General features: G+C 64.0%; 13 protein-coding genes and 1 tRNA gene. 4 read left to right on the top strand and 10 right to left on the bottom strand.

The genetic code is table 11. From position 1 onward, the window contains the following. Positions 1–3: 3 nt before the first annotated feature. The 7 genes from ACIPY3_RS17610 to ACIPY3_RS17580 all read right to left on the bottom strand — a co-directional run bounded on the left by ACIPY3_RS17610 (position 4) and on the right by ACIPY3_RS17580 (position 5604). On the bottom strand, positions 4–759 hold the full coding sequence (locus tag ACIPY3_RS17610) for a hypothetical protein (protein WP_400336235.1): 756 nt from the start codon (positions 757–759) through the stop codon (positions 4–6). A gap of 40 nt (positions 760–799) precedes the next feature. Beyond that, positions 800–2632, bottom strand: coding sequence for an ABC transporter ATP-binding protein (locus ACIPY3_RS17605; protein WP_400336234.1), 1833 nt, complete (start codon positions 2630–2632; stop codon positions 800–802). Next, complete coding sequence (locus ACIPY3_RS17600) at positions 2629–3054, bottom strand: lasso peptide biosynthesis B2 protein (RefSeq protein WP_400336232.1); 426 nt, start codon at positions 3052–3054, stop codon at positions 2629–2631. The genes ACIPY3_RS17605 and ACIPY3_RS17600 overlap by 4 nt, the downstream gene beginning before the upstream one ends. Then, entirely contained in the window at positions 3051–3350 is a 300-nt protein-coding gene (locus ACIPY3_RS17595; RefSeq protein WP_400336230.1) for an HPr-rel-A system PqqD family peptide chaperone, read from the bottom strand. The genes ACIPY3_RS17600 and ACIPY3_RS17595 overlap by 4 nt, the downstream gene beginning before the upstream one ends. Continuing rightward, the gene (locus ACIPY3_RS17590; RefSeq protein ID WP_400336228.1) at positions 3347–4987 is read right to left on the bottom strand and encodes an asparagine synthase-related protein; all 1641 of its coding nucleotides are present in this window, start codon (positions 4985–4987) and stop codon (positions 3347–3349) included. The genes ACIPY3_RS17595 and ACIPY3_RS17590 overlap by 4 nt, the downstream gene beginning before the upstream one ends. A gap of 102 nt (positions 4988–5089) precedes the next feature. Next, positions 5090–5221, bottom strand: coding sequence for a lasso RiPP family leader peptide-containing protein (locus ACIPY3_RS17585; protein WP_400336226.1), 132 nt, complete (start codon positions 5219–5221; stop codon positions 5090–5092). Positions 5222–5472: 251 nt separating this feature from the next. Then, on the bottom strand, positions 5473–5604 hold the full coding sequence (locus ACIPY3_RS17580; protein WP_397323659.1) for a keywimysin-related RiPP: 132 nt from the start codon (positions 5602–5604) through the stop codon (positions 5473–5475). A 323-nt stretch (positions 5605–5927) separates the two neighbouring features. Between ACIPY3_RS17580 and ACIPY3_RS17575 the strand changes: the two genes are divergently transcribed. Continuing rightward, positions 5928–6500: a recombinase family protein gene (locus ACIPY3_RS17575; protein WP_400336224.1), complete on the top strand. Its 573-nt coding sequence runs from the start codon at positions 5928–5930 to the stop codon at positions 6498–6500. 62 nt (positions 6501–6562) lie between these two features. On the opposite strand, the gene ACIPY3_RS17570 is transcribed toward ACIPY3_RS17575, so the two are convergent. Further along, positions 6563–6886, bottom strand: coding sequence for a hypothetical protein (locus ACIPY3_RS17570; protein ID WP_400336222.1), 324 nt, complete (start codon positions 6884–6886; stop codon positions 6563–6565). A 303-nt stretch (positions 6887–7189) separates the two neighbouring features. Between ACIPY3_RS17570 and ACIPY3_RS17565 the strand changes: the two genes are divergently transcribed. Further along, positions 7190–7274: transfer RNA gene (locus tag ACIPY3_RS17565), tRNA-Ser, on the top strand. 60 nt (positions 7275–7334) lie between these two features. On the opposite strand, the gene ACIPY3_RS17560 is transcribed toward ACIPY3_RS17565, so the two are convergent. Further along, the gene (locus tag ACIPY3_RS17560; protein WP_400336221.1) at positions 7335–8237 is read right to left on the bottom strand and encodes a LysR family transcriptional regulator; all 903 of its coding nucleotides are present in this window, start codon (positions 8235–8237) and stop codon (positions 7335–7337) included. Between the two features lie 124 nt (positions 8238–8361). Here ACIPY3_RS17560 and ACIPY3_RS17555 point away from each other — a divergent pair, with 124 nt between their 5' ends. Both ACIPY3_RS17555 and ACIPY3_RS17550 read left to right on the top strand, forming a co-directional pair. Beyond that, on the top strand, positions 8362–11823 hold the full coding sequence (locus tag ACIPY3_RS17555) for a proline dehydrogenase family protein (RefSeq protein WP_400336220.1): 3462 nt from the start codon (positions 8362–8364) through the stop codon (positions 11821–11823). A 107-nt stretch (positions 11824–11930) separates the two neighbouring features. Then, positions 11931–12734, top strand: coding sequence for a DUF3800 domain-containing protein (locus ACIPY3_RS17550; protein WP_400336218.1), 804 nt, complete (start codon positions 11931–11933; stop codon positions 12732–12734). 126 nt (positions 12735–12860) lie between these two features. Here ACIPY3_RS17550 and ACIPY3_RS17545 read toward each other — a convergent pair whose 3' ends face one another. Next, on the bottom strand, positions 12861–13772 hold the full coding sequence (locus tag ACIPY3_RS17545) for an oxygenase MpaB family protein (RefSeq protein ID WP_400336216.1): 912 nt from the start codon (positions 13770–13772) through the stop codon (positions 12861–12863).

Raw genomic sequence — 13772 nt, 5'->3', positions numbered from 1 at the left:
TTCTCAACTTCGGACCGGTTGGCGGATGAACAGCACCACGGCACCACCCATTGCGGCCGCCACCCAGGCAAGCAGGACCAGCCCACCTCCCACCGGCCCCAGGGCATCAACGGGCACTGGAGGCTGTTGGTAGAGTTGCGCGCCGGCTTGGTCCGGAAGAAACTTCGCTGCGGGGGTGATGGGAAGCAGATACGTGGACACGATCAGGGCCAAAGCCAGGACCGCGCTCATCGCTGCCAGGCCGCTGCGGAGGATGACGGACAGGGCATAAGTGAAGAGGGCAATGAGGATCCAGTAGAGGACCACACCCAGGAGGACGTCGGGCGCTATCCGCGCAACCTCGGTGGAACAGTCCACGGCAACGCACCGGACCGCCGTTGATCCCACCACGCTGGGGATTGCCGTCAGCAGTACGCCCCCGGAAACAACCAAGGCCTTGGCAGCGAAAACCGCGGAGCGTTGCGGAACGGCAATGAGGGTGCTGCGGAGCGAGCCGGAGTCCAGCTCCTGGTGCACTGTCCACGCGCCCAACAGAATGACGCCTATCTGGCCGAAATGAAGGATTGTGAGGAATGCGCTCCCCGCGTCCAATCCACCGGTCTCTTCGGGTTTTCCCGCCGCCAGTGCCGAGGCAACCAACGCGGTGGTGATCCATGAAAAGCCGATACTCAGCAGGACGGTTCCAGCTGCCGTATAAAGGAACAACGGCAGCGTCAGGAGTTTGGTGCTTTCCGCCCTGACAGCGCGCGCAAGCGTCACGGTCCACTTTTGGTCACGGACTGGCATGTCCCCGGCTGCCTCAACCAACGGCGTCGTGCGCGTAAGGCAGCGCCCCGCCGTCGGCCTCTATCCCGCCGTCGGACTCCCTGTTGAGGAACTGTTTGGCGGCCAGTTCCCGGTACAAGGGTGAGTTCCGGACCAGCTCCGCGTGCGTACCCGAGGCGGCCACCCTGCCCCGGTCCAGGACCAGGATCATGTCAGCGCCCTGCACGGTGGCCAACCGGTGGGCAACGATCACCAGGGTGCACCCGGGCGCGCGCCCGGCAATGAGTTCCTGGACCCGGTCCTCGCTGACGCCGTCAAGGTTGGATGTTGATTCGTCCAGGATCAGCATCGCGGGGTTTCCCAGGAGTGCCCGGGCCACCGCGATTCTCTGGCGCTCGCCGCCGGACAGCAGGACGGCTCCCTCTCCGATTCCGGCGTCGAGCCCGTGCCCTGACCGCCGGAGCACGGACCCCAGGTTCAAGTGCTCAAGGATGGACACCATGTCCGCATCAGTGGCGTTTGGATTGCCGATGCTGAGGTTGTCACGCAGCGTTCCCGCAAGCGCCGGTGCGTCCTGTTCAACGTAGGCAATCCGCGAGCGGACTGCTGAGCGGGTGATGGTTTCGACGTCGGCGCCTCCGAAGAAGATGCGGCCCGCCGAAGCGTCGTAGAAGCGGGCAATGAGGTTCAGGATGGTGCTCTTGCCGGCTCCGGAGGGGCCGACAATGGCCACTGTTTGCCCGGATTCCACCCGGAACGAGACATCGCTGAGCGTAGCCTGCCGGTCCGGCTCTCCGCCGTCGTGGTCGGTGTATTCAAAACCCACGCCCTCAAACACCAGGCTCGAGTCGCCAATGTTGTTGGAAGGCCCACGCTTTGGTTGGTCGTTCTCCACGGGAAGCCGGAGGATTTCGTTGATCCGGGCCACTCCGCCCAGGGCCTCGCCAATGGCGGTGACGGTACCGAAGAGCTGACCGAGCGGCACGATCAGGAGGAACAGGAAGAGGATAAAGGACACCAGGTCGGCCACGGTCAGTGCTCCGGACGCCACCCTCCAGCCTCCCACGCCGATGACGGCGAGGAACGTTGCCTGTGTGGAGATGGACGAGATGGGCGAAACGAGTGCGGTTGTGGCCGCAACCTTGAGCCCGACCTTCCACACTCCTGTGGCGTCGTCCTCCACGCGGCGCGCTTCGTGCGTCGTGGCGTTGGCGGCACGGACCGTCCGGGTCGCCCTGATGGCGCGATCCATTGAGGCTGCAAGCATGCCGAGGGAGTTCTGCACACCCAGGCTGGCACGTTCAATATGGGATGTCACCCAGGCCACGGCAATGACCGCGGCAACGGCGGCGCCCACGGCAATGAGCAGCAGGATCGGGTCCAGGAAAAACATGGAAACCAGTGCACCAATGACAGTGAAGATGCCGGCGAAGGACTCGACGAAACCTTGGCTGAGCATGTTGCGGACCACAGTGGTGTCCGTCGTAACCCGAGCTACGAGGTCTCCCACGCGGCGTTGGTCAAGTGTGGCCACGGGCAAGTGGAGGATGTGCTGGATCAGGCCGTGCCTTGACCTCCTGATGGCCGTCTCCGCGGTGCGCTGGATCAGGTATTGGTTGACCCCGCCCAGGATTCCGCCGACGACGACGAGCCCGCCTACCAGCCACGGCAACAGTTCCAAGGGCCGCGATCCGGTGACACGGTCGATCACCTCGCGCACCAGCAACGGTTGTGCGAGGGACAGACCGGACCCGGCGAGGCTCAGGACGATGATGACCGCCAGCAATCTGCGCTGGACGGCGACGTGGCGGAACAATTCGGCCAGCCCTGCCCGCCGGGAACCCATAGCCTGGGTTTCGATGGTCATGAGGCAGTTCCTGGTTGGCTGACGGAGAGCACCGGGATATAGCTGCTGATGGCCGAAGGCTCGTCGACGGGCTCCCCGTCCACCTCTACCCACGCGTGTGCGGTGAACGGTTCAAGCCGGTAGCCGGTCTTCCACGCCGGGGAGTGGCCCTCCAAACGGCAAAGGAGGAACACGGCGATGGAACGCTGCAGGCAACCCTCGCCCGCACACCGGGAGCTGACCGCGCACACGGCAGCCCGGATGCGGCGCGCCTGGGCGTGGCTGCTTGGACGGGAGCGGTGCACTACGGTCCGGAAGGCTGACTCGAGCAGCGCCGGGGGAAGCAGGGTCATGGGCCACGCCAAAGCAACAACAGCCCGTGTCCGCAGCAATGCCAGTCCCCGGGGCATGATGGCACGTTGGGGGACGATGGGCAGGCTCATGGACGCACCCGCCGGATGATTCCGTGCTGCTCCAGCTCTGCCAGGAGTGCATGAATATCCTCGCGCACTCGTTCGTGGTCCACCTTGTAGGCCTCTGCGATGGACGTGATGAGGGTGTTGACCGGCCGGCCCAGCCGGATGCCTTCCATCACCTCTCCCGCCGTTGCGTTTCCGCGCCAGTACGAGCCGCCGCGTGCGTCGAAAACCGTCAGGCCGTCGTCGTCGAGGTTGAACGTCAGCTTGGGCGCGGGTTCAAAAACATCCGTAGCGGCGATCACCTTGGTGGCTTTCCTCATATGAGTCTCCTTATCCATCGCTCCACACCAGCCAGGTGCTCCAGTTCATACAGTTCGTCCGTGCCGATGACCGGCATGCTGAGCGCACTCCGTACGGCAGTCGGGTCAACGTGTCCCATGTCCACCAGGCAGCTGTCATCGAACAGCCTGGACAGTTCGCGGCGCCTTGCCTTGAACTCCTGGAAGAGGTCCGAGCTGTATTCGCCTTTGTCTTCGCGGGTGAAGATCCAGCGGGGTACCACTCCGTTGGTGGCGCGGGCCAGAAGCGGTTTGCTTTCCACTACGCCCAGGATCGCTTCGACAGGCAGGTTGTGGACCAGCCGTATGACGTGGTCGTCCAGGAAGGGCGCTTCCCATGCGACCCCCAACTGGCTGTACGCATGGTTGACTTGGCGGGCGATCTCGCCTTGGAACATCAAGGATTCGGTCATTTGGTGCCTGAAGCGTTCAGCGTGGTGGGGTCTTGCTCCCCGTTCCAGGCCTTCGCGTACTTTGTATGCCACCGCCTCACGGGCTTCCTTGGTGGCGAACCGTGACAGGCCGAACCCCGGAGCCCACGAGAAGGCTTCGCCGGGTCCGTCAACCGGATTGCCTGGATTCCCGGCGCGCCGCAGCACCTCCGTGTCGAATCCGACTTTTGAGGCGACTGCCCGGCCGAGCGCAAGGGCCGGCCATCGTTGCATTTTGCCGAGCCGTCGCAGGACGCGGACGCCGGCTCTCCAGGAGGACGTGGAGAGAAGTCCAAGGGCCATGGCGGGAAGGGGATCGAACAATTCGTCTCCGCCAATCCCGGTCAAATGGGCGCGCACACCGCGTCGGGCGGCATCCGCGAACAACGCGCCCAGGTGGTGGGAGTTTGCAGCCCAACCGGGAGGACCGTCGTCGAGGGCGCCCATGGCGGGGTCGGGTTCGCCGAAGGCGGCAGAGGTGGACGTCAGCGATTCCAGTTCAATGAGTCGCCCCCGCAAGACGTCGGCTGCCCTCCGGGCGAACTCGGAATCGCGGTTCTGCGGATCGTCGGTGCCCGCGTGGTAGAAGATGCTTCCTTCCTGCAGCGCGTCCAGGAAGAAGGCCAGGCTTGTGGAGTCCATGCCCCCTGACACATCGGCGCTCACCGTTCCGTAACTGGCCAGCCGTCCGGCGATGGACTCCTTGAGTGCACCGGACATGGCATGTGCCGCGTCCGACAGGTCGGCGAAAGGTTCACCCGCCACTGGTGCGAGGTCCACCGACTTGGCGCGGCCATCGCTGAATGTCAGGGCGAAGCCGGGCTGTACGGCGTGAACACCTTCCCAAAAGGGCAAGTGGCGGAGGAAGCCAGGCAGGTTGGAGCACAGAGCCAACCGAACGCGGTTTTGGTCCAGCTTCCTTTTGGCGATACGACGCAGGGCGCCTTGGGATGTTGATCCGACGGGGGTTCCCTCGATGTCGGTCCAGTACAGCGTCCGTGCCGTGGAAAGCGAGCCGTACGCGAAAGGGGCGTAGCGCGGCTCCGGACCTTCAGCCGGATTGTGGTTGCGGCTGTGCCGGGCAACGGAGTCGTAGTCCGGATCGAGGAAGGTGGCCTGGGCGCCGGCAGGAATCAACCCGGCTTGGCCAGCGGCGGAAGCGTGGTGGGGAAGGAAGTATTCATGCATGGAATCGATGGCACCTGCGGTCTTCGTCGGAGGGTGGAGAGTGGCGCAGAGCGGGAGCCCCGTCCCGAGGGTAGGGCTCCCGCCTGAACGGCGTGACGCGGGTTAGCCAATGGTGATCTTGATGAAGGCATGACCGCCGAAGATGTCACGCCAACGGCCGAACCAATAACCATTCGTCACTTTGCGGAACGAACCGACCCGTGCGACGCGCGGAGCGTAATAGGTGTTTTCCATCGTTTTCCCTCCTTCCCTTGGAGAGTCTGGTTTCACTGAGTTGTTTGCTGGATAACGAACAAACCCGGGGATTCCCTTGGTTTGAAATTCATTGTTCCACCAGCTAATTCCCGAAAGTCAATTCCGGGAAAGCCGGCTCGGAGCCGGGTGGGCCACCTCGTGCAAGGGATGATCCTTTGCCAAAACCCGTTGCCGAAATCAACACGGGTTACCTCAAAGAGGCGGGACCCGTCTTGGGTGGGTTCAAGGTTCTAGCAGAACCAGGGCTTGAAAATGGAGCGGCCGCAGAAGAGGTCGCGGTAGCGGCCACACCAGATTCCGTTGGTTACCTTGCGGAACGAGCCGGCGTGGGCAATGCGGGGAGCTGAATAGCTGTTTTCCATCGTGATCCATCCTTTTGAAGGAAACGTGATCAGGCGGATTGCCTGACGTGAATTGAGTATTGCCATCGATGGGAACAGCGCAAAATCCCCATAACCAGCGATTTTGCAATTCCGACCCGCATTCTTCGCCGTGTGTCATAATGGCCGTGCGGAGGCCATAAGCGGTTTCCGTGGTCGGCTCCCGGAGGGTTCCCTCTAAAGTCGATTTCTGCAAACGAAACTTCCCGCCGGGTTTCATGCGCTTGAACGAAAGGGTTTGCATGTCAAAAGTCGTTCTCTGAATCAAAAAGCGAGAAACCCAAGAAAGGGAGGTTTTTGGGAAATTGTTGGAAGGAAATATTTCAGTTGGTTACGCGAGGGAAGGGACGGTGGGTCCATCGCTTTCGTTCCAAATCGCAACCCTCAAGGCGGCGGGAGCAGTGAAGGTGTATGAGGAGCGCGCCTCGGGAGCTACTGAAATCAGGGAGCAGTGGCGGGCTTGCATCGAGGACCTGAAGAGCGGAGATACGCTCATGGTCAGCGACATGTCCCGGCTGGGCCGCAGTGCGGTGGATCTCGCCGATATTGTTGCCTCGCTCGCCGGGAAAGGCGTCAGGTTTCGCGCCCTCGCCGAACCGTGGCTGGATACGGGGAGCCCGTGCGGTCAACTCATCCTTGAGATCTTCGAATCGATTGGCAGGTACGAGCGCAACAGGATGTCCGAACGGACCAGGGCCGGGCTGAATGCGGCGCGTGCCCGGGGCCGGCTGGGCGGGAGGCCTCCCGCGATGACGCAGAACAAGCTGGAGACGGCCCGCGACCTCAGGCTCAAGAAGATGACCCTCGGCGAAATAGCCAGCACGCTGGGTGTCAGTATCTCCACCGTCGCCAGGGCCTTGGGCGGTGGCCCGCCCTAGGGCCTGGGTAGTGAACCCAACCGATCAAGCAGGCGAATCCCCGGATGTGGGGGCCCAGACCCTCACCGCCACCCCTGTACCGGCCAGGTCATGAAAGCCGGTTCCTCATACGGGTGTGCTGCCCGTAAAGCCAGCACCACGCCGTCGAGCATGTCCTCGGCAACCACGCACTCAACCCGCACTTCAGGCACCTGCTCCGCCACGCCCACTTCACCGATGAAGGGTTTGGCTCCCGCGAGGGGCGTGAAATGACCCGTCCCCAGGGACGTGAAGGCGCAATGCGAGTAGTCGCCGATCCGCCCGGCGCCGGCATTTCCGATCGCCCGCAGAACCGCGTCGACGTGGTCTGCCGGCACGTAGGCGACCAGGGCATGGAGCTGCATCATGGGCACATCCTGTCAGTAAAGAACCCCAAATGGCGGCCGAACCATTGCATATCCGCGAGTCACAGCGGACCATAAGTATGTACACCGATTGGGGCAATTTCCAGATTGTGAGCTGCGGGGCCTGGGCAAGAGGGGCCGGACCCGGCAGCTCAACGGTGATACCGCAAGAATGGGCGCGTTGGGGGCGTCCATTTTTCCGTTAAGGGATGGGCCGAAAACGCTGCCTGATGTGAGTGCCAACCCCCGATTGGGCGATGCCGAAAATCTCGGGTACAGTGGTATCTGCTTTCGGTTCGAAAGCAAGGAGAATTCGCCTAGCGGCCTATGGCGCACGCCTGGAACGCGTGTTGGGTTAACGCCCTCGGGGGTTCAAATCCCCCATTCTCCGCGGTTGGCCCCGGTCCCTTGGACCGGGGCCTTTTGCGTGCCCCGGGGATAGTGTCCGGGATTACTGGCGGTGCGCGGCTGCCACCCGCTCCAGAACCTCGCGGCAGGCGAGGATGGCGGGGTGGATCCGCCCTGCTGTCCGCGTGGACGTGAAGATGGTCCGGGCGGGCAATCCGGGGAGGTCAAGCAGTTGCACCGGCCGCTCCATGTCCGTCCACACAAGATCGGGCATCAAAGCCACGGCGTTTCCTGACTCGATGAGCCGGATCTGTGCCTGGAGGTCCGCGGTTTCGTAGCGGACGTCCGGCTCGAAGCCGGCCGAGCGGCAGGCCTGCTCTGCCCAGTGGCGTGACGCCGCTCCGCGGGGTTCCATGACCCAGGGCATGGATGCCGTGTCCGCGATCGACGCGATGTGTTCGCCGCCCAGGCCCACTGGGGGAGTGGCGAGCCGGATGGCGTCGCTGGTCAGGGTGGCCCGGTCAAGGCCGGTGTGGTGCGGGGCAGCGTGACCGGGGTACTGCTCGGCCACCACAATGTCGAAGTCCCGGGCCCACGTCTCATAGAGGGCTGTCTCCGGTTCGCGCTGTGTCATTTCCACGCGGACCTCGGGGTACTCCTGGCGCATGATGGTGAGGAAGTCGGGGAGCAGCGCGAGTGCAGCGGACTGGAAGACTGCCAGCCGCACAGTTCCGGTGACCGTGGACAGGGAGGCGGCCAGTTCGGTCTCGGCGCGTTCCAGCGTTTCCAGGAGCGCGGCTGTGTGCGCCACCAGGATCTCCGCCTGCGGTGTGAGCTGCACGCGGCGTCCGGCCTTCCGGAGCAGTTCCACGCCGGCTTCCTTTTCCAGGAGCGTCAACTGCTGGGACACCGAGGAAGGGCTGTACTGCATGGCATCGGCCACTTCCGCGAGTGTCCCGCGGATCTTCAATTCGTGCAGCAAACGGAGCCTGCGGACGTCCAGCACGGCTGCCTCCAAAACATCGGGATGGATAACGAATATTCGTCAGAAAAGATCGCTTTTCCTAATGGGATTGTAGATCCATACTGATGGAAACAAGCAAACTACTCCGTCCCATAAGGAGCCCTTCATGACCAGCACTCTCCCGGATGCGACCTCCCCGCGCACCCAGGATTCCGGGCAGTTCGACGCACTGGCCACCGAAGCCATTGCCTTGGTCCGTCACTGGTTGACAGAAGCCAGCAAGATCCCCGTTGATGTCTCCGCCCAGCGCCTTGCCGGCGTCTTGAAGGACCCCAACGGATTGGACTTCACGGTGGGATTCGTCGACGGCGTCATCCGCCCCGAGGATCTCTCGGTCGCCGCCCGGAAACTCGCCGAACTTGCCCCCAAGGTGCCCACGTTCCTGCCGTGGTACATGCGCAGCGCGGTCCGCGTCGGCGGCCTGATGGCCCCGGTCATGCCGCAGGTGGTCATTCCGATCGCCCGCCGCGTGCTCCGTGAGATGGTGGGTCACCTGATCGTGGATGCCACTGATGCCAAGCTCGGCCCGGCCATCTCCAAGATCCGCCAGGACGGCGTCCACCTCAACGTCAACCTCCTGGGGGAGGCAGTGCTGGGCGAACACGAGGCACAGCGCCGCCTCGACGGGACGCTCAAGCTCCTTGCCCGCGAGGACGTGGACTACGTCTCCATCAAGGAATCCTCCACCGTGGCCCCGCACTCCCCGTGGGCCTTCGACGAAGCCGTCAACCACGTGGTGGAGAAGCTCACTCCGCTGTACCGCCTCGCTGCGTCCTTCAGCAAGCCCAAGTTCATCAACCTGGACATGGAGGAATACAAGGACCTGAGCATGACCATCGCCGTCTTCAAGCGGATCCTGGACATGCCTGAATTCAAGAACCTCGAGGCCGGCATCGTCCTGCAGGCCTACCTTCCGGACGCGTTGGCTGCAATGCAGGAACTCCAGGAGTGGGCCGCGGCCCGCCGTGCCCAGGGCGGTGCTCCCATCAAGGTCCGCGTGGTCAAGGGTGCCAACCTTCCCATGGAGCAGGTTGAGGCATCCCTTCACGACTGGCCGCTGGCAACATGGGGCACCAAGCAGGATTCGGACACCAGCTACAAGAGCGTCATCAACTACGCCCTCACGCCGGAGCGCGTGGACGCTGTCCGCATCGGCGTCGCCGGGCACAACCTGTTCGACGTTGCTTTCGCCTGGCTCCTGGCCAAGCAGCGTGGTGTCACTGAGGGCATCGAGTTCGAAATGCTGCTCGGCATGGCAACCGGTCAGGCCACGGCGGTCCGCAAGGACGTTGGCAGCCTGCTCCTCTACACACCCGTAGTCCACCCCGGCGAATTCGACGTCGCCATCGCGTACTTGATCCGCCGCCTCGAAGAGGGTGCCAGCCAGGAAAACTTCATGTCCGCGGTCTTCGAGCTCAGTGAGAACGAACCCCTCTTTGAGCGCGAGAAGCAGCGATTCCTGAACTCCCTGGCGCATCTCAGCGAGACCGTCCCCGGACCGAACCGCACGCAGGACCGCCGCCTCCCGGCTGAGCCTGCCCCGACCGAGGGCTTCCGCAACACCCCGGACACCGATCCCGCCCTCCCCGCAAACCGCGCCTGGGGCCGTGACATCCTGGCCCGCATCCCCGGTTCCACGGCAGGCAACAAGACCGTCGAGTCCACCAAGGTCTCCGATGCTGCCGACCTTGAGCGCATCATCACCACCGCCGTCGACGCCGGTAAGGCTTGGGGTACGCGGCCCGCCGCCGAGCGTGCCGCAATCCTGCATCGCGCCGGTGAGGTCCTCGAAGCCCGACGCGCCGAACTCCTCGAGGTCATGGCTTCCGAGACCGGCAAGACCATCGACCAGGGCGATCCCGAGGTCAGCGAAGCGATCGACTTCGCGCACTACTACGCCGAGCGCGCCAAGGACCTTGAAACGGTGGACGGCGCCACGTTCGTCCCAGCCAACCTCACCGTGGTGACCCCGCCGTGGAACTTCCCGGTGGCGATTCCCGCGGGCTCGACGCTCGCGGCACTCGCCTCAGGTTCCGCCGTCGTGATCAAACCCGCAAAGCAGGCCCGCCGTTCAGGTTCCGTCATGGTGGAGGCCCTGTGGGAGGCAGGCGTTCCGAAGGACGTGCTGGCACTCGTGCAGCTCGAAGAGCGGGAGCTGGGCACCCAGTTGGTCTCGCACCCGAGCGTTGACCGCGTGATCCTCACCGGTGGCTATGAAACCGCAGAGCTGTTCCGTTCCTTCCGCCAGGACCTGCCGTTGCTCGCGGAAACCTCGGGCAAGAACGCCATCATCGTCACCCCGAGCGCGGACCTGGACCTGGCAGCGAAGGACGTTGTGTACTCCGCGTTCGGCCACGCCGGCCAGAAGTGCTCCGCCGCGTCCCTCGTGATCCTGGTTGGCTCCGTGGCCAAGTCCAAGCGGTTCCACAACCAGCTCATCGACGCCGCCCGTTCCCTGACCGTTGGCTACCCGGAGACCGCCACCACGCAGATGGGACCGATCATCGAGCCTGCCAACGGCAAGCTCCTGAACGCCCTCACCACCTTGGGCGAGGGCGAAACCTGGGCCATCAAGCCCGAACGCCTGGACGACTCCGGCCGGCTGTGGTCCCCGGGCATCCGCTCGGGCGTCAAGCGCGGCTCCTACTTCCACCTGACCGAGTTCTTCGGCCCGGTCCTGGGCGTCATGACCGCTGAAACCCTCGAAGAAGCCATCGCTATCCAGAACGAGATCGAATACGGCCTCACCGCCGGGCTGCACTCCCTGGACTCCGCCGAAATGGGCATCTGGATGGACACCATCCAGGCCGGCAACCTCTACGTCAACCGCGGCATTACCGGTGCGATCGTGCAGCGCCAGCCGTTCGGCGGCTGGAAGAAGTCCGCGGTCGGCGCCGGAACCAAAGCCGGTGGCCCGAACTACCTGATCGGCCTGGGGTCCTGGCTCCCTGCCGAGGCGACGGCCAAGCGGGGCACCACGCTCCGGGGCGCAGCCTCGCAGATCCTGACCGCTGCCACGTCGGCTGATGTTACTGCCGAGGAACTCCAGACCCTCCAGCAGGCACTCTTCAGCGACGCCGCTGCCTGGGATTCCGAGTTTGGCACCCGCAAGGACGTCTCCGGCCTGACCGCCGAACGCAACGTCTTCCGCTACCGTCCCCTCCCTGTCACCATCCGCCTTTCCGAAGGCGAGCGGCTCGTGGAGCTGCTCCGGGTTGTGGCGGCCGGCGCAGTGGCGGGATCGGCACTGAAGGTGAGCTCCGCCGTCGTACTTCCCGACGCCGTGGTGACCGTGTTCGCGAACCTGGGCGTCAGCGTGCGGGTTGAGGACGACGGCTCGTGGCTGACCCGCGCGGCAAGGTTCGACGGCGGCCGCATCCGCCTGATCGGCGGCGACTTCACCGCGCTGAGCGCGGCGACCGGTGGCCGTCCGGACATCGCTGTCTACCACGGTGCGGTGACCCAGGCCGGCCGGATCGAGATGCTGCCGTTCCTCCGCGAACAGGCTGTGTCCATCACAGCCCACCGCTTCGGCACGCCGAACCACCTCTCGGACGAACTGATCTAAGCCCGGAGGCCACGAAGCCGGGCAGGCGGGGTGATTCCCCTCCTGCCCGGCTTCGCCTCCTTCGATCGCGTCAGAAATCATCGATCCCTCCCACCTACAGAAGACCCGTGTTTGCGGGGCTGGGCGCGGGAGGAGCTGTTGTGTATTTCTGCTACATCGATGATTCGGGCGATTCCAGGATTGGCTCCACGATGTCGGCGCTTCTGGTGGAAGACAAGCATTGGACCGGACTCCTGAAGTCATGGCTTGAAGGGCGCCGGCGCATCCACGATGAATGGGGCGTGGGCAAGAATACGGAAATACACGCGAACAAGTTCCTGAAGGGACGGGGTTCTTTCTGTGATACGCCCCAGCAGGACAGGAAATTCGGCAAGGCTGCCCGCGCAGCCGCCAGTAGGGTCCTTCTTCGGACCCTGGCTGACTACGAACAATTCAGAGTTGTCAGCTTCGGAATGGCAACGACGCGAAATCACGAACTTTACAAGGAAGTCATTGCACACCTGGATGACTGGGCGCGCTCCGAGGATACATACGTAGTTGTCTTCTACGACGGTTTGCAGGGCTTTAAACATCTGCTCGATGACGACATCCTGGAGCCGCACCAAGGGCGGGAGCAGTGGACCGCAGCAGCCAGAAACGCGGCCGCCTACAGGAGGGTCCATCGCAGCCTCGACATCGCGGACCGGCGGGTTCTGGAAGATGTTTTGATGCAGGACAGCAGGTACAGCCAGCTGATCCAGGCGGCCGACCTGATTGCCTATTGCTCATTCCACAAACACCTGCAGGACCATCCCGAAATTTGGGGTGACGGCATCACGCCCTTGCCCGGGGCAGCGATCGCCTTCAGCAGGCTCCGCAAGCATTGGTTGGATGGTTCGGACCAGGGAATGATTTGGTGGAGGCATCCTTAACGCAAGAACCCTCCGGCAATCGGAGGGTTCGCGGGATGCAAGACCCTTTGTACAGCCAGATGAACTGCCTAGGGCCTTGCATTTACCAAGCTACCACTCTCACTTGTCACGTCAAAGTGCGGTCGCTTAGTTCGGCCAACCCAGCCGCTCCAGCCGGCTGCGGGCCGCGAGTTCGCTGGGGCCGCGCCGGCCCAGGGCCAGGCGCACCATGGCGAGGGCCACTTTGGCAGCCGGGATCGCGTGCAGCGGGACCGGGCCGATCCGGGCCGTCTTGAGTCCAAGCATCTCCCGGTACTCCGGTTCGAGGCTTTCGACGGCGGCCGCGAAGAGAATGCGGTACCCCGGCCGCAGCAGGGGGCTCAGTGGCGGGTGCCGGATGAAAGCCACGGTCTCGGCCAGCCGTTCGTCTGAGCGGAGGACCCCGGAGGCGCGCCACTCGTCGATTTCGCGGCGGACGGAGGCCTCGGTGAGGGGCGGATACTCGACGCCCATGAGCCGGCCCGCCGAGGCCCACTGACGGACGTACGCGTCCGGTCCGCCGGGAATTGGCCGCCCGAAGATGCGGTGCGCCGTGAGGAAGGACTCCGCGTAGGTCACATGGACCCACCGGAGGAGTTCGGGATCGTTGGCCTGGTACTCTCGCTGGACCCCGTTCCCATCCACATACGTCCCCCTGACGTGTTTGTGGATCTTCCGGACCCGGCCGCTCGCCTCTCCCGCCGCTTCCGTGGACCCGTAGGTCACCGTGAAGATCCAGCGGATGGTGGTGGCGAGGCGGCCCAGGGGATCTTCCTTGAAGCCGGAGTGCTCGTACACGCCGGCGAGTGCTCCCGGATGCAAAGCCTGCATCAGGAGCACCCGGATTCCGGCAACGATGGTGGACATTGAGCCGTGGACAGCCCAGACCGCCGACCCCGGAAGGTGATATCCGGCGTCGTTCCCTTCTGCAAGGCGCGGCACCCACTCCGGCGGCGTTCCGGAGGTTCCCGTGAACGTGCGCTGGAGCTCGTGCCGGTAGTCGAGGAAAAGATTCCTCAT

This window comes from Paenarthrobacter sp. NPDC089714, assembly GCF_044748905.1.
Lineage (GTDB): Bacteria > Actinomycetota > Actinomycetes > Actinomycetales > Micrococcaceae > Arthrobacter.
The sequence above is the reverse complement of the archived record's forward strand: the minus strand, read 5'-3'. Positions and strand labels throughout refer to the sequence as shown.